The 23,404-nt window shown below is 41.2% G+C and carries 16 protein-coding genes; 8 read left to right on the plus strand and 8 right to left on the minus strand.

Translation table 11 applies throughout. The features are described from left to right. Positions 1 to 211: 211 nt before the first annotated feature. Positions 212 to 1,003 (minus strand): AraC family transcriptional regulator, encoded by a 792-nt coding sequence (locus tag RV00_RS07070; protein WP_071861903.1) that lies wholly within the window; start codon positions 1,001 to 1,003, stop codon positions 212 to 214. 89 nt (positions 1,004 to 1,092) lie between these two features. Here RV00_RS07070 and RV00_RS07075 point away from each other — a divergent pair, with 89 nt between their 5' ends. Continuing rightward, entirely contained in the window at positions 1,093 to 3,264 is a 2,172-nt protein-coding gene (locus tag RV00_RS07075) for an alpha-galactosidase (protein ID WP_071861904.1), read from the plus strand. Positions 3,265 to 3,319: 55 nt separating this feature from the next. On the opposite strand, the gene RV00_RS07080 is transcribed toward RV00_RS07075, so the two are convergent. Further along, positions 3,320 to 4,936, minus strand: a complete 1,617-nt coding sequence (locus RV00_RS07080) for a glycoside hydrolase family 13 protein (protein WP_071861905.1) — start codon at positions 4,934 to 4,936, stop codon at positions 3,320 to 3,322. Further along, positions 4,926 to 6,884 carry a sucrose-specific PTS transporter subunit IIBC gene (locus tag RV00_RS07085; protein ID WP_071861906.1) on the minus strand — a complete coding sequence of 653 codons (1,959 nt, stop codon included), beginning with the start codon at positions 6,882 to 6,884 and terminating at the stop codon, positions 4,926 to 4,928. The genes RV00_RS07080 and RV00_RS07085 overlap by 11 nt, the downstream gene beginning before the upstream one ends. Positions 6,885 to 7,099: 215 nt before the next feature. Between RV00_RS07085 and RV00_RS07090 the strand changes: the two genes are divergently transcribed. Both RV00_RS07090 and RV00_RS07095 read left to right on the plus strand, forming a co-directional pair. Then, on the plus strand, positions 7,100 to 8,587 hold the full coding sequence (locus tag RV00_RS07090; protein ID WP_071861907.1) for a sucrose-6-phosphate hydrolase: 1,488 nt from the start codon (positions 7,100 to 7,102) through the stop codon (positions 8,585 to 8,587). 11 nt (positions 8,588 to 8,598) lie between these two features. Beyond that, positions 8,599 to 9,582 carry a LacI family DNA-binding transcriptional regulator gene (locus RV00_RS07095; protein WP_071861908.1) on the plus strand — a complete coding sequence of 328 codons (984 nt, stop codon included), beginning with the start codon at positions 8,599 to 8,601 and terminating at the stop codon, positions 9,580 to 9,582. 64 nt (positions 9,583 to 9,646) lie between these two features. Here the strand turns inward: RV00_RS07095 and RV00_RS07100 are convergent, their stop codons facing one another. Continuing rightward, a complete protein-coding gene (locus RV00_RS07100; protein WP_071861909.1) occupies positions 9,647 to 10,648 on the minus strand; it encodes an NADH:flavin oxidoreductase in 1,002 nt (333 codons plus the stop codon). Positions 10,649 to 10,862: 214 nt separating this feature from the next. Here RV00_RS07100 and RV00_RS07105 point away from each other — a divergent pair, with 214 nt between their 5' ends. From RV00_RS07105 to RV00_RS07115, 3 genes are all read left to right on the plus strand, one after another. Next, positions 10,863 to 12,620 (plus strand): CocE/NonD family hydrolase, encoded by a 1,758-nt coding sequence (locus RV00_RS07105; protein ID WP_071861910.1) that lies wholly within the window; start codon positions 10,863 to 10,865, stop codon positions 12,618 to 12,620. Between the two features lie 68 nt (positions 12,621 to 12,688). Beyond that, positions 12,689 to 13,594, plus strand: coding sequence for a LysR family transcriptional regulator (locus tag RV00_RS07110; RefSeq protein WP_071861911.1), 906 nt, complete (start codon positions 12,689 to 12,691; stop codon positions 13,592 to 13,594). Positions 13,595 to 13,735: 141 nt separating this feature from the next. Continuing rightward, complete coding sequence (locus RV00_RS07115) at positions 13,736 to 14,245, plus strand: hypothetical protein (RefSeq protein WP_143141775.1); 510 nt, start codon at positions 13,736 to 13,738, stop codon at positions 14,243 to 14,245. Positions 14,246 to 14,301: 56 nt separating this feature from the next. Here the strand turns inward: RV00_RS07115 and RV00_RS07120 are convergent, their stop codons facing one another. The 3 genes from RV00_RS07120 to RV00_RS07130 form a co-directional block, all read right to left on the minus strand. Next, positions 14,302 to 15,297 carry an aldo/keto reductase gene (locus RV00_RS07120; RefSeq protein WP_071861912.1) on the minus strand — a complete coding sequence of 332 codons (996 nt, stop codon included), beginning with the start codon at positions 15,295 to 15,297 and terminating at the stop codon, positions 14,302 to 14,304. Between the two features lie 167 nt (positions 15,298 to 15,464). Beyond that, entirely contained in the window at positions 15,465 to 16,682 is a 1,218-nt protein-coding gene (locus tag RV00_RS07125; RefSeq protein ID WP_071862154.1) for an MFS transporter, read from the minus strand. 133 nt (positions 16,683 to 16,815) lie between these two features. Beyond that, entirely contained in the window at positions 16,816 to 19,206 is a 2,391-nt protein-coding gene (locus RV00_RS07130) for a glycoside hydrolase family 2 TIM barrel-domain containing protein (protein ID WP_071861913.1), read from the minus strand. 116 nt (positions 19,207 to 19,322) lie between these two features. On the opposite strand from RV00_RS07130, the gene RV00_RS07135 reads away from it, so the two are divergent. Continuing rightward, positions 19,323 to 20,285 carry an AraC family transcriptional regulator gene (locus RV00_RS07135; protein ID WP_071861914.1) on the plus strand — a complete coding sequence of 321 codons (963 nt, stop codon included), beginning with the start codon at positions 19,323 to 19,325 and terminating at the stop codon, positions 20,283 to 20,285. Positions 20,286 to 20,408: 123 nt separating this feature from the next. Here the strand turns inward: RV00_RS07135 and RV00_RS07140 are convergent, their stop codons facing one another. Then, the gene (locus RV00_RS07140; RefSeq protein ID WP_071861915.1) at positions 20,409 to 21,419 is read right to left on the minus strand and encodes an AraC family transcriptional regulator; all 1,011 of its coding nucleotides are present in this window, start codon (positions 21,417 to 21,419) and stop codon (positions 20,409 to 20,411) included. A gap of 281 nt (positions 21,420 to 21,700) precedes the next feature. Here RV00_RS07140 and RV00_RS07145 point away from each other — a divergent pair, with 281 nt between their 5' ends. Beyond that, on the plus strand, positions 21,701 to 23,392 hold the full coding sequence (locus RV00_RS07145; protein WP_071861916.1) for a glycoside hydrolase family 3 protein: 1,692 nt from the start codon (positions 21,701 to 21,703) through the stop codon (positions 23,390 to 23,392). Positions 23,393 to 23,404 lie beyond the last annotated feature (12 nt).

Here is a 23,404-nt window from a genome sequence, read left to right on the forward strand (position 1 = left end):
ACAAATAGAAGGCTATTCGACGAAATCCATCGCCAAGCAACCTTCACTTCACCTTCTATTTTGATTTGGATGATTTTGCCGGAATCTATTCAGCTCCGTCAGATGTCCAGCCAGATAGAAGAACAATCTAAATAATGGAAAAATTTTGTTTCTATCAGTGACACAGTCATCTTTTGGCAAATCTCTAAAGAAAAAATTGATAGGTGTGACGTTAAATCCGCTCTATCTCCTTATATTCAGTAGGCGTCATTCCCATCTCCGCTTTAAAAACTTTCGCAAAGTAATTGCTATTACTAAAGCCAACAGCAGCGGCAGTCTCCGCTACACTTTTTCCTTGCCAGAGAAGCTCTAACGACTTTGATATTCGATATTTTCGCAAATAAGCCATTGGTGGATAGTGATAGGCCTCTTCAAACAAACGGATTAACTTAAAAGTCGAAAGTTTAAATGGCTTTGCCAACATTTCTAAGCTTATATCTTCAGAAAAATGATTTTCTAAATAGTTTTTGAGCTCTTTGGCTAACGGATTTTGCTCGACCTTCAGCAGCTGCATCTCTTGTTTTAAAGCCAAGAAAAAATCAAAGGTCAGTCGTGCATTTTCCAGTAAAGAAAGGTCTGGCTGGTTTTGGAATTGTTCAAACAGTCCTTGCAGCTGCTGATAAAATTTATCAGAGCTTTGTTGAAAGACCTGGCTTGGTGTCGGCAACCATTGACGAATAGTTGGTGAAAATTCAAGATATAAAAAGGACCAATCCGTGCCATAATAAGCAAATTTTCCAGGAGTCTCAGCTAGAAAGAAATCGCCCTTTTGTAACGTTTGCTTCTTTCCACTACTTAAAAAATACCCAGTCCCGGATAAAGTGTATTGCATGATGATTTGATGATCTTTTCGATTACTACTATCCCAGTAATATTCCTCACCGCCCTGACCTTTCCCTAAGCCTTTGATAAAAGGCAGATTTTGATGATCCAAATAATAAAATTGAAGAAAGAAATCTTGCAATTTTTTACCCTCCAGAAAATTATTTTCTCTTGTGACGCTTCTTCTATTCCCTTATGCTTTTAGTATAAAACAGGAGAGGATGAATAACCATGCCTATTTCGTTTGATCAAAAGCAACAGTTTTTTCACTTGAAGAATCACGAAATTAGTTATGTAATAGGAATCGAAAAAGGGAAATATCTTACCCATCGCTATTTTGGAAAAGCTTTATCCAGCTATCATGGATGCAATGAATTGCAACGAATTGATCGTGGCTTTGCGACTAATCCAATACCAGCGGATCGAACCTTTTCTTTGAACGCTCTTCCGATGGAAACAAGTACCCAAGGCAATGGAGATCATCGAATCGCGAATTATCAGATCCGTAATCAAAAAGGCCACAATGTAACTGATTTCCATTTTCAAGATTTTGATATCTATAACGGAAAAAAGGAACTGACTGGTCTACCTAGTGTCCGTTCAGCCAAGACAACAACCTTAGAAATTCGGCTAGTTGATTCTATCCAACAGTTGGAAATGATTTTGGTTTATAACTTATATGAGGACTTCCCTGTGATTACGCGAAGTGCCCGCTACCGAAACTTAAAGGATACACCCGTTTATTTAGAAAATGCCGGCTCGCTAATGCTGGATCTTCCTCGTTGGAATTTTGATCTGATTACTTTAAATGGCGCCCACACAAATGAAGCGACGCTGCATCGGCAAGCTTTACATCCGGGAATCCAGAAAATCGAAAGTTCTCGAGGCACCAGCAGTCCGCAGCATCAGCCATTTTTAGCCTTAGCAAATCCAGAAACAACCGAATTTACCGGTGAAGTTTTTGCTTTTCATTTTGTTTATAGCGGAAATTTCACCGCCCAAGTCGAAGTGGAACAATATGGCTCTAGCCGCGTTCAAATCGGGATTCAACCCGAAACCTTCGAATGGAAACTGACACAAGATCACTCCTTTCAAACACCGGAAGTTGTCATGAACTATAGTGAGGATGGCTTCAACGGAATGTCCCAAACTTTTCATCGTTTGTATCAGACATATTTGATTCCTGAACAATTCAGCCAACAGGAACGACCGATTTTATTAAACACTTGGGAAGCCAATTATTTCGACCTTTCGGCTGAGGCGTTGCTAACCCAAGCACGACAAGCTAAAGAGCTTGGCATCGAGCTTTTTGTGTTGGACGACGGCTGGTTTGGCAAGCGGAATGATGATACCTCTTCTCTTGGAGATTGGTCAGAAAATCGAGAAAAGCTACCGCAAGGTCTCTCAAGTTTAGCACGAGAAATTCGCCAAATGGGCTTGAAATTCGGGATTTGGTTTGAACCGGAAATGGTTTCAAAAGAAAGTGAACTGTTCCGGCAACATCCCGACTGGGCTCTTCACGTTTCCGACTACCCTATGACTGAAGGCCGCAGACAACTCGTCCTCGATCTTAGCCGAAAAGAAGTTCAAGATTATTTGATTGATCAGCTAGGAAAACAGCTAGCTAGCGGTCAAATTGATTATGTGAAATGGGATATGAATCGACATTTGACGGAGGTCGGCAACACTTTACTGCCTGCGGATCAGCAAAAAGAAAGCCATCATCGTTATGTTTTAGGTTTGTACCGCGTAATAAAGACGCTGACGGCTGACTTTCCGACCGTTTTATTTGAAAATTGTTCCAGCGGCGGCGGTCGCTTTGATCCTGGGATGATGGCTTATATGCCGCAAACTTGGACAAGCGACAACTCTGACGCTTTATGTCGAACGAAGATTCAATATGGCTATAGCTATTTGTATCCGCCAATTATGATGGGCGCCCATGTATCTGACGTCCCGAATCATCAAGTCGGGCGGCTGACTCCCTTTTCTACTAGAAGCTGGATTGCTATGAGCGGAAATTTTGGATATGAATTGGATTTAATGAAACAGTCAGCAGACAATCTACGCTCAATGCAAGAGCAAATCAATTTTTACAAAGCGCATCGTCAGCTCTTACAATTCGGTGAATTTTATCGTTTGCAAGCCCCAGATACTCAATTTGCCAGTGCTTGGCTTTTCAAAAATGACCAAGAAGCCTTACTGATTTATTCAAATGGCCTGGCCCAGCCTGCTGTTCCGATTCATTACTTAAAAACGGTTTATCTAGATTCAGACGCTATCTACCAAGACACTGAAACAGAGAACTGTTATAGCGGTGCCGAATTAAATCAAGCGGGAATTCTGATTCCACGAATAAAACAAGATTTCGAAACCGCCCTTTATCATTGGAAAAAGCTCTAAAAAAAAAGCAAGCCCAGCATCAGGTGTTCGTCCTGATGCTGGACTTATATTAGTTTTATTGTTTGATGATCGCGAATCCTTCATAAGGTAACAGCTGTTGACTTAGTTGTTGCTGATAATTGGAAATCAACCACTCACCTGAGCTTAAATCCGTTGCTAACTGATAGGTTTGGGTTTCAGCTGAAAAATTCACTACAACATACAACTCTTCTCCTACTAACAGACGTTTATAAGCCAAAACCACAGGATTCCTAGTTTCAACGATCTCATAGCTGCCATCAATGATAATGGGCCGCTCTTTCCGTAATCGAACCAATTTTTGATACGTATAAAACAACGAATCGTGATCAGCTAAAGCTGCTTCAACATTGACCTCTTTCGAATCTGCTACCGGCAGCCACGGCGTTCCTGTCGTGAATCCAGCTTTTTTTGTGGCATCCCATTGCATCGGGTGGCGAGCATTATCTCGCCCTTTAGCATTGATCGAGTGCAACATCTCTTCTTTGCTATATCCTTGTTGACTCCGTTCATGATACATTCGGCGGCTTTCAATATCGTCTACCTCTGAAATAGCTGACACAGGATAATTGATCATGCCGATCTCTTCCCCTTGATAAATATAAGGCGTTCCTTGCATAAAATGCAGATAGATAGCCAGCATTTTGCCGCTTTTGACACGATATTCTTGGTCATTGCCCCAACGAGAGATGATTCGCGGTAAATCATGATTGTTCCAAAAAAGTGAATTCCAGCCTTGTCCGGCTAATTCTTGCTGCCATTTTGAGAAAACCTGATGCAATTCTTGTGGATCTAATGGTTTTAAGTCCCACTTTCGTTTCCCTAATTGTTTATCTAAATTGATATGTTCAAATTGAAAGACCATCGATAATTCATGGCGTTCTGGACTAGAATACAGCTTGGCTACTTCGGGTGTTGCCCCCCAGGTTTCCCCAACGGTCACGACATCATAATTGCCAAAAGTAGCTTGCTGCATTTCTTGCAAGTACTCATGCAATTTGGGACCATTTTTCGTGATCTTTTCATCAGGAACTTTACCGATCAGATCGATCACATCTAGACGAAAACCACCGATCCCCTTCTCAAGCCAGAAGTTCATCATAGCCCAAATCGCTTGCCGTAGTTGTGGATTCTCCCAATTCAAATCTGGCTGTTTTTTAGAATGCAGATGGAAATAATACTGACCAAGTTGCGGTAAATAAGTCCACGCCGAACCCCCGAAATTGGATTGCAAATCATTCGGCGGCTGCGACTCAGTACCATCACGCCAGACATAATAATCATAAAAATTACTTGCCTTCCCTTTTTGCAAAATATCTTGGAACCATGGATGCTCATCTGAAGTATGGTTGACTACTAGATCCATAATTATTCGAATTTCACGCTTCTTTGCCTCAGCAATCAACTCATCCATGTCAGTCATCGTGCCAAACTCGGCACCAATTTTCTGATAATCGCTAATGTCATAGCCATTATCGTCATTAGGTGATTCATAAACCGGACTGAGCCAAAGAGCATCTATTCCCAAAAAGGCTAGATAATCTAGCCTTTGAGTGATTCCTTTCAGATCGCCTATCCCATCAGCATTTGTATCTTGAAAGCTGCGGGGATAGACTTGGTAAATGACTGCCTTTTTCCACCAATTAGTTTCCATAGGCTTCGCTAACCGCAATCAAATCTTCACCGGGTTGAACAGAACCTTTATCTAATACCGCCACATCGCCATAAGCTTTGGTGTTGGTGACAATCATCATGACCTTATCATCATAGCCGGCGCTTTTAATCTTGTCGCGATCAAAGGAACCTAATAAATCCCCCTTTTTAACCAATTCCCCGACTTTTTTATTGCTGATAAAGTGCTCACCCTTCAATTCCACTGTATCGATACCGATATGGACTAAGATTTCTGCCCCATCGGCGGATTGAATCCCATACGCATGCTTTGAATCATAGGCAACGGTCAATACGCCGGAAACCGGAGCATAAATTTCATTACTAGACGGGTCGATTGCGACCCCTTTTCCCATCACTTCAGTTGCAAAAACTTGATCTTCAACATCTTTTAAAGGAACGACTGTTCCAGCCACAGCAGCACCGATCAATTCGTCCTTTGGCTCTTCTGTACCTTGTGTCGGCGACTGATTGATAGCGACTGCTTCTTGCGAGCTACTTTCATCTGTGATTTCAAAAGCCATTTTTCGCTTACCATAAACAAACGTAAAGGTGAAACCTAAGACCAGGCTGACCACACCAGACAGCATAAACATTGGAATTGACTTAGGCGCGATAGAGATAAAGCCGATGACACTCGCAGGCCCCATCGCAACGGATAAGACGCGGAACAAACCGATCAATACACAAGCTACACCAGAAGCGATCATGCCGCAAATAAAGGGAAACTTCAATTTCAAATTGATCCCGAAAATCGCAGGTTCCGTGATACCCAGCATCGCTGATAAGCTGGCTGATGAAGCCAAACCTTTTTGTTTTTTATTTTTTGATAAAGCAAAAACGGCTAAACAAGCTGCTCCTTGAGCGATATTTGCCATGGAAGCGACTGGAAAGATGAATGATCCGCCTGTTTTCGCAATGTCTGCTAGTAAAGTGGTCTCAATCGCAGGAAAGGTTTGGTGCAACCCGGTAATAACGATTGGGGAATAAAAGAGTCCAAAGATCCCTAAGCCAACCGCACCAGTGGTGTTATAAAGCCAAACCAAGCCATTCGTCAATCCATCTGAAACGACCCGCATCGCCGGTCCCACAATTATGAATGTCAAAAAGCCCGTAATGATAATGGCCAACATCGGTGTAAAAGTAAAATCAAGAGCCTTTGAAATACGTTTATGGAAGAATTTTTCCAAGTTTGCCAAGATCCAAGCCACTGCGACGATTGGTAGAACAGAACCTTGATAACCCGCTTGCGCAACTTGCAAACCAAATATGTTCCAATAAGGCATCGAGCCATCCGCGATCGCATTTGCTACACCATACCCATTGATCAGATCTGGCATTACCATTGCCATCCCCATCGCAGCACCTAGATACTGATTGCCGCCAAAACGTTTCGTTGCTGAAAACCCAACTAAAATCGGCAAAAATGCGAACGGTGCAGAAGCTAATAGATTAATGATACTAGCAAAATCCTTTACGCTTGGAAACATCTCTACCACTGATTGTGGGCCAAATAAATTTGGAGAGGTCAGTACATTATTAATCGCCATCAGTAAACCGCCGGCTACTAGCGCAGGAATAATCGGAACAAAAATATCAGAAAGCACTTTGACTAGAGCCATGACAGGATTACTTTTACCATTGGCATTTGCAACCGCTTTTAAATCTTCGGTGGAAGCCTCTTTTACATTCGCTATTTGAATCAGCTCCGCATATACCTTATTGACATCACCAGGTCCGATAATGATCTGAAATTGACCGTTTGCTTCAAAGGTTCCCTTCACATCATCGTTGTTATCCAGAGCGGCATGATCAATCAAAGATGGATCTTTTAACACTAAGCGGAGCCTCGTGGCACAGTGAGCTGCTGCTTGAATATTGCCTTCACCTAACGCCTGATTCACTTCTTCTGCTACTTTTTTATGGTTCATGTCATAACCCCTTTTCTGTGAAATCGCTTTTTTCATCTTTATCATACAACATTCCGATAAAATGTCAAACGTTTATCAAATATTTTTTATTTTAAGTTTGTACATCTGATAAACACTTATTTAACAAGAAACTCTATTATTGTTATACGTTTGACATTTATTTCAATTCATTATACTATCTTCTTAAAGAATACGCTTTCGAAGGAGCTGCTTTTATGAGTCTTGTTCAAAAATGGTCAACCGAATTACGCTACCAGCCTTACCATGAATGGCCGACAGACTATCTAGAAAAACTAAAACAAACAACGAATGATTCGACTTGGCGCTTAGCCTTTCATATTCAGCCGGTGACAGGATTACTAAATGATCCAAATGGCTTTTCTTACTTTAATGGAAAGTGGCATGTCTTTTATCAATCCTACCCTTTAGGCCCTGTTCACGGTATTAAGTCTTGGTATCATCTTACTTCAGAAAACTTAGTTGATTGGCAAGATGAAGGTCTAGCAATACTACCTGATGGTCCTTATGACAGCCATGGTGTTTACTCAGGCTCCGCGCTGGCTGTCGGCGATCGGTTGTTTTTAGCCTACACTGGCAATGTCCGTGATCAAGATTGGCAACGCCACTCTTTTCAACTAGGTGCTTGGCTAGATAATAAGAATCAGATCCAAAAACTGTCAGAGCCACTGATTGTCAACTCACCCAAAGGCTACACGCAAGAAATTCGTGATCCGCAAATTTTTATCTTTAACCAGCAGTATTACCTGATCATTGGTGCGCAAAACGAACAAGAAGAAGGAAAAATCCTTACTTATAAAAGCTCAGATTTAGTGAATTGGCAATGTATAGGAGAAATGACTTTTTCAGATGACCTATTAGGGTTCATGGTGGAGTGTCCAAACCTGATCTTTATCGACAATCAAGCAGTCTTACTTTTTTGTCCTCAAGGCTTGGATCAAAAACAACTTTCCTATCAGAATATTTATCCCAATACGTATGTGGTCGCAGACGGTTTTGATGGTGAGACCAATACGTTGAATAACCCTTCCTCGTTGAAAAATTTGGATGAAGGTTTCGATGTTTATGCCACTCAAGCCTTCAATGCCCCAGATGGCCGCGCGCTAACAATTAGTTGGATCGGCTTGCCAGAAGTTGGCTATCCAACCGATGAAGAAGGCTGGGCACATTGTCTCAGTCTCGTCAAAGAGCTTACGTTAAAAGATGGAAACTTACTTCAACGCCCTGTGAAAGAACTAGAAAAGCTGCGCCTTGATCATCATTCGTTTAATGGTACATTAAGCTCAGTCCAGAAAATATATTCTCCTCAAGAAAATCGATACGAGTTACAGCTGGACTTAGACGCGGCTGCACAAGGTACGCTTACTTTGTTTGCTGATGACGACACAAACCTAGGATTAACGCTTTCATTTGATACCCAAAATGGTACAATGACAATGAATCGTGAAAATGCCGGGACTCCTTTTGCCAAAGAATTTGGAACTAGCCGAACGTTCAAAATCCCGCAAAGGGGCCTTTCCTTACAAATTTTTGTGGATCATTCAGTAGTTGAGGTTTTCATCAATCAAGGGGAAAAAGTAGCTTCTGCACGCGTATTTCCTAAGAAAGGTCAAACAGCGATCTTATTGGAAGGAACCACTGGTATTTTCTCTGGAGAGTATTGGACTTTACGCCCAATGAAATAGAGGAGAACAGCATGACAATTAAACTAACGGATGTCGCGAAAAAGGCAGGAGTCTCTCCTACCACCGTTTCCCGCGTCATCAATAACTACGGCTCGCTAAGCCAAAAAACGATCGATAAAGTCAATCAAGCGATGAAAGAATTAAATTATCAGCCGAACTCATTGGCACGTTCACTACAAGGAAAAAATACCAAACTGATCGGTTTGATCTTTCCTACTGTAGCTAACCCCTTTTATGGTGAATTAGTGGAGCGCGTAGAGTCAAAACTATTTGAACTTGGCTATAAAACGATCCTTTGCGACAGTGCGAATAACATGGAAAAAGAACGAAACTATATCAATATGTTAGCTGCCAACAAAGTTGACGGGATCATAGCCGGTGCCCACAATCTAGGGATCAAAGAATACGAAAATATCGAGTTGCCGATTGTATCCTTTGATCGCTACTTAGCCGACGGAATCCCGATCATTGGCAGTGATAATTTTCGCGGTGGGTACCTGGCCACGGAAAATCTGTACCTTCACGGCGCACGAAAAATTGCCATTTTGACTGGTACGCAAGAATCCGATTCTCCGACGAATGAACGTTTAAACGGCTATCTGCAGTTTCTTAAAGAAAATAGTTTAGAGCCTTTGATTTTCAACATTCAAACAAAAGCCCGTTCAACGGCTCTAAAAAATTTGGAAATCAAACGGATCTTAGAAACTGCAGCGCTTGACAGCATCTTTTGTACTGATGATCTAACAGCCATCCTCGTGTACAACCTTTGTCAAGAAATGGGTATAAAAATACCCGAAGATATCAAAATCATCGGGTATGATGGAACCAAGTTTGTTCAAAATTACTTTCCGCAATTATCGACAATTGCACAACCCTTGGCGGATTTTGCTGATTTATTAGTCGATCTGTTACTTCAGCGCCTAGAATCACCAGAAAAAGTATTAGAGAAGAATTACGCTTTGCCGGTCAAATTAATTCAAGGAAAAACATCTTAAAAACCACCCAGCCATCCACAAAACTGGGTGGTTTTTTGGCCTCTCTATATGAAAATAACCGTTTTCAAGGCATTGCCAACGCCTCCGCCGCCCAATTGGAATCTTTCAAAATCGCTCGTCCAACACCAATCAAATCGGCTTTTTCTTCTCGTAATAGTCTTTCTGCGGCTGCTGCTTCTGTGATGCCACCGGTCAATAGAACTGGAATGCTCACCTTTCTTTTGATGGCCTCTGTCAGCTCGCTGAAATAGCCTTGCTCTTGGTTCATAGGATGGGTGTAAAAACTATAGCCTCCCGAAATATCTAGTAGATGGATCCCCGCTTTTTCAAATTCTTGGGCGGCGATGATACTGTCTTCGATCGTCGTACCACCAGCTAAATGGTCACTGGCGCCTAAACGAAGCGCCAGCGGATAATCTTTGCCAACTACCTCGCGGATCGCTTCGATAATTTCTAAATGCAGGCGGATTCTGCCTGCTAATGAATGACCCGTATAGTGATCCTCTTGCTTATTCGTTAGCGGCGAATAGAATTGATTCAATAAATAGCCGTGGGCTGAATGCAGTTCGACGCCATCGAAGCCGGCCTGCTTTGCTCGTAAAGCAGCAGCCGCAAAATCAACGATGACTTTTTGAATATCTTTATCGGTCATTTCCTGTGGGATTCGCTTGTTTCTAGCGGTCTTCGGTAATGCTACCGCGCTAGCACTTAGCGGTTCGCAGCCTGTGATTTCTTTTTTTGCTAATGCGCCGGCGTGACTGATTTGCGCAAAAACAGGTGTCTGATTTTGCTGGATCGCGGCTACTATTTTTTTCAAGCCAGCAACATCTGAGTCTTGGGCGATCGACAACTGTCCCTTGCTAGCCTTTCCTGCTGGGCTAATGAAGCTGTGTTCAGTGATAATCAAACCGATATGGCCACCGTGAGATTTTTCCTCGTAATAGTCACACAGTTCTTCGGTGGCCTTCCCGTCAGCTTGCGACTTCGCCGTAGCCATTGGCGGCATCACTAACCGATTTCTCAGCTCCAAGCTGCCGACTTTGATCGATGAATCGAGTAAACTCATTTCTATTCCTCCTTAGTTACGAATCACTTCTTTTATCTTTGTAGCTTAAGGGTATCAGGTTTTTCTTACGCATACTAGCGCATTTATTCGTGTTATTCATTTTCTGCATAACACATCTATTCATCATCTGAATATACAAAATTGCAATTTTACTTTAGTCTCCCCCCCTCCTATAATTCAACTTGTAAAAACAAAACAGTAGGAGGAAATGAGAATGACCGCAAAAATTACGAAGGATATGAAATTCAGTCCGGCTTTTGACTATATTGATAACGGCATCGAACATGGTGTCCTTAGCCCCTTTGAAACGAAAGAAATGATTTTAAAAAAAGGTGAGATCATCGCCGAAGGATTCAAATCGTTAAAAAATGATATTCGTCTATTAAAAGATGTTCCGGTGAAATTACGTGACGGCGTAACGATTTACACAGACATCTACTTACCTATTACAGATGAGAAAGTTCCTACGCTGATTGCTTGGAGCCCCTATGGCAAAAGTGCCGGTACTGCTCCTCGTTACAAGAATTTATTCAATATGCTTGGCATGGGCAATCACTGGAATTCCGGTTTGACTAAATTTGAAGCGCCTGATCCTGATTACTGGGTCGGCCACGGCTATGCTGTTTGTAATCCCGATATGCGTGGCATCGCTCACAGCGAAGGCGATACAACGATGATCGGCTCGCAAGAAGCACAGGACGGTTATGATTTGATCGAATGGATCGCCACACAAAGTTGGAGTAATGAAAAAACCGCTCTGACTGGCACTTCTTACTTAGCCTTCTCCCAATGGTACATCGCCGCTGAGCAGCCGCCTCATTTGACTTGTATCAATCCAACGGAAGGCCTAGCGGACGGCTATCGTGATCTAGCTTTTATCGGCGGGATTCCTGATAAGAATTTTATCGAACGTTTGGCGGTCAATCATGTCAGTGCAACTGGCGCAAAACGAGAAGACCTGACGAAAGAAATGGACGCTTATCCTTTGGCTGATGCACCAATTTGGCAAGATAAAAAAGCCGACGCCAGCAAGATCACCGTTCCGGCGTTTGTGATCGCCAGCTATTCAAACACCTTGCACACGATGGGGACTTTCCGTTCTTGGCGCACCTTAGGCTCACAGGAAAAATGGCTGCGAATCCATGATCGGCAAGAATGGCCTTATTATTATGACGAAAAAAATATTGAAGAATTGCGTCGTTTCTTTGATTACTATTTACTTGACAAAGAGAATGATTGGCCTGCTACACCAACGGTTCGTTATTCGATCTTAGATTTCCAAGGGGGCAATCAAACGAATATTCCAGCTGAAAGTTTCCCGCCAGCCGCGAGTGAGACGACTCGCTACTATCTGAATGGTATGTCCCGAACCTTGCAAACAGCACCTGAAGCAACGGATTTTCCGGTTCAATACAGTGCCGAAGCCTTGCCGGGACGGACCTCCTTCCAAATGACTTTTGGCGAGCAAACGACATTTGTCGGTTATCCCAAAGCCAAATTATTCATGGAAGCAGAGGGTTATGCTGATTTAGATGTCTTCGTTTGGGTTCAAAAATTGGATCGCTTTGGAAATGTTTTAAGCGAATTTGTGGTACCCAATCACGGCGCGGCACTGCAAGATTTTACCCAAGAAGGCGCTTCGGCTTTACGTTATAAAGGGGGTTGGGGCCGGTTGCGGGCATCGCTGCGTCACCTAGACCGTCAAGTCGCGACGGATGAAATTCCTGCTTATACCTTTGATCGAGTTGAGAAAGTTGCAAAAGGTGAAATCGTTGAATTGGAGATCGTTTTAAGTCCAATGGGATTAGCTTACGAAGCCGGTGAAACGTTGCGGGTTATGATCAGTACGAAGGATGAATTAGGTTCCGTGATGCCAGGCACACCAGGCTGTACGCCAGATAATCATGGTACTCATATCCTTCACACAGGCGGCGAATACGCTTCCTATCTTCAATTACCTTTAATGAATTAATCGAAAAAATTGTGAAATAGCGGACTTCAATTTATACTAAGGCTACTTTAATATGGAATGGAGTCTTTATGAAGTTAACTACTTTAGAATATTTTGTCGAAGTTGCCACGGAAGGCAGTTTCACCAAAGCTTCGCAAAAATTATATATCTCTCAACCGACCTTGAGCCGACGTATCCAAGAATTAGAAAATGAATTAGGCGTGGAGCTGTTTGTGCGTAACAGCCACAGCCTTTCATTGTCCAATGAAGGAGAACAATTTCTGACCGAGACGATGGAGGTTTTGAAACGAGTCGATCATTTGGCTCATCTTTTTGATCAGCAGAATGATCAAAAACAACTTTCACAATTAATAAAAATCGGCTACCTGCCGAATTTTAATCTAGGCAAAATGTACCAACTAATCGATCAATTCAAAGCTCAGTATCCCAATGTCCGTTTTTTCGTTAAACAAGACACACCGATGCAGTTGGTCGACGGTCTGACAAGTGGACGCTATGATCTTGTCTTTAATCTAGCGACCTATTTTCAACAAGACAACGCGATCCAACAGTTGACCTTTATGAAAAACCACCTGCAAGTCGCTTTACCTCTCAAGCATTTATTAAGCACAAAAAAAATCCTGACTTTCGCGGATCTGAATCAAGAGAACGTTATTTTGTTAGAACGCAAACAATCACCGATCATCGTGGATTATGTCGTGAACCAATTCTTGCAATATGGCTTCAACGTAAAGGCGACTTCTTATGTAAAGGATCTCGACGAAGGTTTGGCTCGCGTCTCACTGGGAGAAGGCTTGGCTTTCTTATATTCCGGGATGAATGACGGCAGTTTGGAGCAAAAATATCCTATCAAGATCATTGATCTGGAAACTGCTGATAACGATCAAGATCTCGTCGCCGCCATTCAAGATCAAAACGATCAGACGTACTTGCGGAAGTTTTCGTCGTTTTTAAAGGAAAATTTGATAGAATAATTCTCTCAATGAGGTTATCACTTCTTTACAGATCACTCGTGTTTCGTTATAATCTGGGAATTGATCATTGTTTGAAAGAAGGATTTAAAAATGTAACTGATCGTATACGGATTATTGCTGTTTCTAGCATTTCGTTTATCGATGCATGCCTTTGAATTTAAAAAAAGCTCACGCCTAGAATTATTAAGTATCCCCGTCTACTCACTGATCATGTTCTTAGTGACCATGACTTGGACGCAAGAAAATCTTATTACCACGATTATTTTGATCTTAGTCGCTGGCTTGATTGGTTGGTTCCAAGCGTCAAAATCAGAGATCAAAGTCACAGAAGAACTTGATCGCTATCAACGCCCGATTGTCCTGATTAAAAAGGGGCTGCCTTACCTTTTAGGCTGGCTAGCGACTTTCATTTTAGGTATCGTGATGCATGGGCTTCATCACTCGGCTATTACGGTCAGTGATATTTTTTCTGAATTTGGTCATGAACTATTAAAAGATATCTCTCTTTTCAGTCGCTTCAATAGTCAAGATAGCTGGTATATCTGGGCGATTTCTGGTGTTTCCAGCATGACCTTCACCTATTGTCTTGAACAGAAGGAAGACAAACTAAAAGGAATCTTGCATCAAAAACGAAAAAGACGACAAAAATAAAGCAGCTTGTCAGAAATCGTCCATTGACGTCTGACAAGCTGCTTTCTCTTTATTGATTATTTCTTCTTTGCTAAAATTCGATCGATGGCTGCTAATTCATCGGCAGTAAATTCCAAGTTGTCCAGTGCTTTGATATTATTTTCCAACTGACTTAACTTAGACGCGCCAACTAAAACACTAATGACAGCTTTTTGTTGTTGATTCCAAGCAATCGCCATTTGAGCTAAAGACTGGCCCCGTTTTTGCGCGATCTCATTTAATTCACGGACGATCGACAACGTCCCTTCCACATTTTCTTCATTCAAGAATTGAATCTCTGAACGATGTGCCCGGGAATCTTCTGGGATGCCGTCTAAATAGCGGTCTGTCAACAAGCCTTGAGCCAACGGACTGAAAACGATCGCACCAAGTCCTTCCTCTTCCAATACATCAGTCAAGCCGTCTTCGATCCAACGATCAAACATATTATAACGCGGCTGATGGATAATGAATGGTGTTTTTAATTCCTTGAAAATTTTTGTGATCTCCGCTGTCCGCTGTGCATCGTAATTTGAAATCCCAATGTATAATGCTTTGCCTTGACGCACCAGCAAATCCAATGCTCCAGCCGTTTCTTCTAACGGTGTATCATAATCTGGACGATGATGATAAAAAATATCCACATATTCCAAGCCCATCCGTTTCAGACTTTGGTCACAGCTGGCGATGATATTTTTCTTTGAACCCCATTCGCCATAAGGCCCTGGCCACATATAATACCCCGCTTTGGAGGAAATAATCAATTCATCGCGATACGGTTTCAAATCTTGTGCCATGATCCGACCAAAATTTTCTTCCGCGGCTCCGGCGGGCGGACCATAATTATTCGCCAAATCAATATGAGTGATCCCCCGATCAAAGGCCCCTAAAACAATTTCCCGTTGTTTTTCAAAATTATCGTAACCGCCAAAATTATTCCACAATCCGAGTGAGATCGCTGGCAGCTTCAAGCCAGAATTGCCTACACGATTGTATTTCATTGTTTCGTATCTTTTTTCATCTGCTACGTACATCATAAACCTTCTCTCTTATCAGTTTTTACTTTAAAAGGTGAAATGAGAACCCTTTCTTAAGTTTACAACCGATCTCTTTTTCAAACAAGCGTTAGTTCCTTGGAAAGAAAAAAAGCCTGTCTCACAGCGCTATTTTTGCTGTAGACAAGCTTTTTTAAGAAGTCAGTTTAGGCTTCTTGAAATTTCTCTAATTGATCTTGGATCGTTTGTTCAGACTTTTTTTCAATACGTGTACCTAAACGTGTGATTAGTAGAAATACTGCCATTACTAGACTGACAGCAATTCCAGCGAAGTACGAGTTTGCTCCCGCTGAAATTTTAGTAGCGGCTAGGAGCATCGGTGCTGTGAAGCCTGCGATTGAAGAAATCAACGTATTCATTGCGATAGCAACCGGAAATTGTTGATGATTTGCCAAAACTGACAGTTCATACGGAATCGTTGCATTGACCATCACGATCCCCATACCTGAAAACATATTACCAATGATATGCATGATTGGATTATTGAAGGAAACGATACAAACAAATGATAAGGCGAAAGCAACAAAGCCCCAAGCCATCGTATCTGTTTTTGTCGCTTTACGAATATATTTCAACCCAAATGCCGTACAGATTCCACCGATGTTTCCAAGTGCAGTGACCATTGCGGTATATGCGGTACCATTTCCTTTTGAAGCCAATAAGATTGATTGGTTCGCCATAAAAATCATAATACATAAGGACGTAACAAAAGTTACCAGGAGCATTACATAAACATATCCATTCAAACTTTTCACCGTTTTGCCAAAGCTATGTCCCTTTTGGGCTGAAACTTCTTCTTCTGAAAGTTTTCTGTCTTTAGGTACTAAGAATAAAACGACCAAAAGAATAACAATTGCCGCCCCATAGACCCAAAACAGATTTTTCCAATTTGTTCCCCCTAACATACCACCGATTGCGGTGAAGCCCATCATCCCTAAATTATTAAAGCCCACGGCCCAGCCCATCACAGTCGCCCGTTCCTCCCCAGCAAAATGCTCTTGTAATAAAACCGGACCGACATTGCTGATTAAGCCTAAGCCAAAACCTAATGCCACCATACATGCTAAAATGATATTCAAACTATTATTATAAAAAATCGGCAATAATCCGCTAATTGCGACCACAGCGACGGAAAAGACACCAATATTCTTACGCGTCATTTTATAAGTCAGCCAAGTAAATGCAATAGTTGCAACTAATTGGCCTAATTGGGGAATCGAACTAAGCATTTGAACTTTCGAGATTGGTTCTTGGGGGAAAGATTTGGCGATTGCCGCAATGGCAGCCCCCACAACTGAACCTGACATCAATAGAAGATTCATACTTAAAATGCCGACTGCCAACGATAATTTTTTCTTATTCATCATAATTACTCTCCTTTTTTTGTTTCCGCTTTCAAATTATAAATAAAGTATAGAGCAGAAAAAACAAGCTCACCATATCCAAAAATCATCCAAACTGTGGTCTTTTCATAGAATGTTTTTCCTGTCTGAACATTTACTCTTGAATCTCCGTCTGAACATTGCATTCTCCGTTCGAACGAATGATCAGCAAAGCTTGACCTTGAAACAGTCGAACCTGTTTCAGACTATATTCTTCATAATTTGCCGGATCACCATTGGCTAATCCGATTACCATTCCGTTTTCAACGGCGACAGTCACCCTGTTGTCAGCTGTATGAACCAATCGTTGCTGAGCATCAATTCCCTTCAACCGATACAAGCTGTATTCTTCACCATCAAAAATTTTTTCAGAGACTACTGATTTGATTATCGAACTTGTTTCTTTGTAAGCCTGTGTCACAGGTTGTCCATGATCATAGCCAATAACCTCTAACTTACCTGCTTGATAAGGAACAATCCAGTCCACAACATGTTCATTTACCGGTTTTTTTCCATAACTTTTTTGATTAATAAAAAGTTCAGCTTCACTCGTATTACTAAACACACGAACAGGCACGTGGCCGTTTGAGTCAATTGGAAGCCCCTCTAAATTCCAGTGCGGCAAAACATGGATCATAGGTTCTTTTCGCCATGAAGCCGCATAATAATAATAGTAGTCTTTTGGAAAACCACATAAATCCGCAATTCCAAACGCAGAGGAGATCGCCGGCCAACCAAATGGAGAAGGTTCACCATAATAATCAAAAGCCGTCCATAAGAATACACCACCCATATATGGATGCTCATTTAAATAGGACATAACTTTTTCCGGTTTTGCTGTTCCACCTACACCAGGATCACCGGGCTGACGTTTTCCCGGCAAGACCATTGAAAACATCGAACCAAAATTAGAACATTGGCATTTTTTTTCATCATCTTGATAAATTCCTCTTGTAGAAAAATAAGAGGCACTCTCCGTACTCATTAGCGGTACTCCTGGATAATTTTCTTTTATTTTTACAGCTCCTGGTCCCATAACGTCTGCTTCAGGATAATTGACACCTAATACATCAAAGATAGCCAAATACTCTGGATCAACGATTCCTTTAGGATTAAGCAGCTCGGCTGATACCACTAGGCTTTCATAATTGTTTCGCTTGATACTCCTTACTAGTCTTTTGGCAATTCGACCCGCTTGTGCCGTATTGCCGATTACTTCTTCATTAGCCACCGACCAAAAAACCAATGATGCATGCATACGACTCTTAATCACCATTTCTTCTAGATCTCTCAAGCGCCATGGCGTACTTTCCAACAACCTATTTTCATTCATTAAAAGAATCCCAAATTTATCACAAGCAGTTAATAGCTCCTCAGAAGCAAAATGATGCGCACTCCGCCAAGCATTCACACCCATGTCCTTCATGATTTTTACTTTGTAATCGACGATATCTTGATTCAGGGCGATTCCCACCCCTGCAAAATCTTGGTGCTCACAAACACCTTGCAATATATAAGATTCTCCATTTAAATAGAACCCAGAAGTATCATAGGCGAACGTTCTCACTCCAAACTTCTTATGACACTCATCTGTGTCAATTCTAAAAATTGCATCATAAAGATATGGACTTTCTGGTGACCAAAGTTTGGGTGCCACAATTTCAAATTCTTTCGTTACCGTTCGTTCTTCAAACGGCTGCATTATCTGTGAATCAAACACTACAGCTTGGCTTCCAATACTGATTTCTGGAAGAACTGTTCTCACTTGTTCAGAAGAATTTTCTATACAGATTTCCGCCCCCATAGACGCTTTCTCGGAGTGAATCTCTTTTGTATAGATATATGCTTTGTCTTGGTTTATAGCTGTTAATGGACGTATTTCCAACCATACATCTTTGTAGATCCCACCGCCTTCATACCACCAGCCTTCAGGACCCGTCGTTGTGTCGCTCCTCACTAACAACACATTCGTGCCCTCATTTCCGTAGCGAACCATTTCAGTGACATCAAAAGAAAAGCTCACGTAACCACTATTATTACTGCCTACATAAGCCCCATTAAGCCAGATGTCAGCTGACCTCATAACTCCTTCGAAGTGAATAATTATTCTCTTATGGTCTATCAACGTGTTTTCTAAAGAAAATGTCTTCCTGTAATACCCTATTCCTTCTGCTTTTGATCCTGACATTAAAAGCATTGGATCATCTACATACGGCTGACTGATTTTCCAATCATGAGGAATCGTAACTGTTTGCCAATTTTTATCTAAAGAAGCATCAAATTCAGTTCCCGCTAAGTTTTTTAGTCCTTGGACGGTATCCCCTCCAGCAATTAATTTTAGAAAATGCTCCCCTCCAAGTCCATAATTTACAGGATAACCCGCTTCCTCAGTGACCGGTGCTGTTAACCCACCTAAAGCATGGGCTTTCTTAGCCATTTTTCTAGGAATACCGATTTCTCCGTAATGAAATTTCCAATCTTGATTTAAGTTTCTTCTCTTTTGCATCTATAATCCTCCTCTGTTATTCCATATTTTAGACAGTTTGACACTGTGATATAATAAAAAATACCGACTTTTAGAAAACGTTTACTACAATTTCCCGACCTTTTTGGAGGTGTCCCATGACTAAAGATCCTTTTTCTTCACTCCATTCAGCCAATGAAGAAATCCCTCAAATTGCGACCCATTCTCCAATCGTGCTTTTTTTTAAACAAAAAATTGGTGGCACCGTACTTTACACTAAAGTACAAGATGGAGAAATTCTTTCGTTCGAAGATGAAGAATATAAAGCCCTGCATAAAAATCAAAATTTTGAATTAATGTATGTATTAAATGGCGAATTAACAAACCTAATCGAAGATAAAGAATACCTTTTCCATGCTGGAGAAGGCTGTTTATTAAATACTCAGATTTTACATAGAGAGATTTTATCTGAAGGTTGTAATGTAGTCTTTCTAAATTTATCCCCCGCTGTAATAGCAGAGCTGCTGGACAATGACTCCGGCAACGGACCTATTTTCCAATTCTTAGAGCAGAACCTTCAGTCAGACGGACAATGGAAACGTAGTTATATCGAGTTTTCGCCTACTCTTCCATATCAAAGCGAAAACTTTCACATCATCTTAGACTCTTTACAATTAGAAATTGCTACTTCAAAAATTGGGAAGACCTATTTCCAAAAGGGATTGATTTTACGTTTATTAGATGCACTAGAAAATTTAAATCAGTTTTCGCTTCAGCAAATTGATTTAGATTTATCAAAAGAAGATTATTTGGTAAATCGCATCCTTCACTTAATTGACAGTCGTTTTGGAAATATTTCACGCAAAGAGATCGAAGCTGTTCTTCACTACAACGCCGAATACTTGAATCGTCTATTGAAACGTCAAACTAAAATGACGATTGCTCATTATGCTCAAACCGTTCGAACCAAAAAAGCACAGCAATTATTGACTTCGACTGATTTATCCGTTCAGCGAATTGCTGAACAGTTAAATTTTTCCAATGAAGCGTATTTTTATCACTATTTCAAAAAGCAAACAGGCCTTTCGCCGAATCAGTATCGGCAAAAATTTACTTTTTGAACTTTCATACAGTAGACTTTGAAAACAATAAAAAGATCTGTGACCAAAAATCTGGCACAGATCTCTTTTTATTTATACGGACCAATTGGAAATAAAAACTTGGGTTTTTCACCAAAAAACTCATTACTTTTTGGCATCAATTGAATATTTCTCACGATATTCCGTTGGTAATAGTTTTAAGTTTTTTCGAAACATTTTATAAAAATACGACGGATTCTCATAACCGACTTTTAGCGCGATCTGTTCGATAGGCGCATTAGTATAAGTCAAATATTCCGCCGCCACATTCACACGCTGTAGATGGACCAATTTAATAAAGGTCAGCCCCGTGTGTTTTTTTAAATAATAAGAAAGATAATTTGGATTGAATCCGAAATGCTGCGCCATGTCATCCAAAGTGATCCGGGCGTAATTCTTTTCAATATATAAAAGCAGCGACAATAAATTAACTGAACTGTCATCCTCATTCGCGATAATTTCTTGTTCATTGGCGGCCGACCGAATAAAGCGGGCAAATAAGCTTAACAGCTCTAATCGAATGATCTGATTTGATTGTGTGTCGGGATAGTAGTACTCTTCGATGATATCCATGATGAGCGATTGAATCTTACGATCCTCTTGTGTACGAAAAAGGCGATAAATATTTTCTCCTTGTATCTCATTAGACAGCAAAGAGAAAAGTAATGAAGATACTTTTTTGGTCGTTCGATCATCATACATAAAATGATAGTCGTTCAACGTGAAAGCCGTATCTTTGAGCGCTAGATTCACTACGATGCTATCAGCGCTGATCGGCTCCACCCGATGAATTGTATGATTTCCAATCACGATCATATCATTTTGCTGTAGGGTTAATCGATCATTTTTCGTAATTACTGTACATTCTCCGATCAATGGAACAATTATTTCAACATGATTATGGACATGATAGGGAATATACGATTCCACTGGCTGAACAGAGACTGCGATTGATTGCAAGGTGACTTCCAATGAATCATCTAACGTATGAAAAAATTCATAAACAGGCTCATTTTTCAACGTTCCCGCTTTTCTTGGTCGCATCTCTATCCCGAGCTCGTCCCAGTTTCTAGGGGCATTTTTTTCTCTTAAAATTTTAAGCATATCCAACGTCATGTTCCTTCACTCCTTCATCTAAGACTTCTAAGATCACGGATAAAGTCGAATAATCACTGGCAATCTATCTTTCTGTCGGATTTTAGCATCCTTTTTATTCACAACTTCGATTAAACTATCTCATGAATGAATAAACCAATCAAGTCAAGATTTACATTATGTTAAAGGAGCAATGAAATGAACACACCATAGATGTTTTTTCGCAATAGTTTCCACCAATTTTAAACGCTAGAATGAAAGCGTGAACAAGCATACTCAAACTCTATGGAGGCGAATGTTTTATGGTAGACCTTACGAAAAAACCTTATTATTTAACAAATGAGCAAGTACAATGGATACAAGAAAAACAGGCAAGCATGTCCCTTGATGAGAAAATCGGTCAACTTTTTTTTGTGATTGGACAAGATGAAGATCAGGTGGATATCAACCAGTTCATTCAAAAATATCAACCTGGTGGGATGATGTATCGCCCAGCGGAAGCAAAAAAAATCCAGCGAGAACTAGCGTCAGCACAAGCAACTAGTGATATCCCTCTATTCTTTTCCGCGAATTTAGAATCCGGCGGGAATGGAATTATTTCTGAAGGTACTTGGTTTGGAAATCCTTTACAAATCGCTGCAACCGATGATCCCTCACAAGCTTATGAGTTGGGAAACGTTGCCGGCTATGAGGCTAGTCAAGTCGGCTGTAATATGTCCTTTTCCCCTATCGTTGATATCGACAAAAATTTCCGCAACCCGATTACCAATACGCGCACGTTTGGCAGTGACCAAGAACGCGTCATAAAAATGGCTGAGGCTCAACTCAAAGGCTTGCAAGACAATGACATTTTACCAGTGATCAAGCATTTTCCCGGTGACGGTGTAGATGAACGCGATCAACACTTACTAAGTACAGTTAATTCGCTTTCGGCTGATGAGTGGATGACTTCTTACGGGAAAATTTATCAAACCTTTATCGATCAAGGAATTAGCAGTATCATGATTGGGCATATTTTACAGCCAGCTTGGGAACGGAAGCTTTATCCAGAAATACCAGATGCTGATTTGAGACCTGCTTCAGCTTCAAAATTATTAATCGACGGTCTATTACGACAAACACTAGGCTTCAACGGCTTAACTATCACAGACGCGACACCAATGATTGGCTACAATGCGATTTTACCAAGAAAAGATTTGCTTCCAGTTACTATCAACGCAGGGATCGACATGATTCTATTCAATAAAAATATTGACGAAGATTACACGTTTATCAGACAAGCCGTAGAAAATGGCACCTTGACCCTAGAACGAATCGACGAAGCTGTCACACGCATTCTTGGAACAAAAATGGCTCATGGATTGTTTGGGCCTGAGGCTAAACCAAAAGAAACTGTGCAATTAAAAACAGAAGAACATGCCGAAAAAGCCGCTATCGCCGCGAAAAAATCGGTAACTTTAGTCAAAGATCGTGCTCAGCTGCTACCTTTGTCCGTTGAACGATACCCGCGCATTCGCCTTGTGGTGCTTGGCGATTCAGATAACGGCGGCTTTAAGGAAGGCGGAAAAGTCACCGATATCTTCCAGCAAAACCTGCAATCTTTAGGCTTTGACGTTACTTTATTTGATCGAAACCAGTTAAACTTCCATGAGATTTTCGAAGAAGGCGTCGCTGAGATGGAAGAAAAATTTGATTTGGCATTGTACATTGCTAATGTGGAGACCGCAAGTAATCAGACGACCACTCGTTTAGATTGGATTCACTTAATGGCCGCGGATGCGCCGTGGTTTATGAAGTCGATCCCGACGATTTTTGTCTCAACAGCCAATCCGTATCATCTCTTTGACATTCCGGCGGTATCAACGTATATCAATGCCTATACCGGAAATAAAGAGAGCATCGAAGCGACCATTCGTAAAATGACTGGTGAAGAAGCTTTTGAAGGCATTCATCCGGTTGACCCATTCTGTGGTGATACTCTTACCCATTTATAAAATAAGGAGGAA

It is taken from the genome of Enterococcus devriesei (assembly GCF_001885905.1).
In the GTDB taxonomy this organism is placed as follows: domain Bacteria; phylum Bacillota; class Bacilli; order Lactobacillales; family Enterococcaceae; genus Enterococcus_A; species Enterococcus_A devriesei.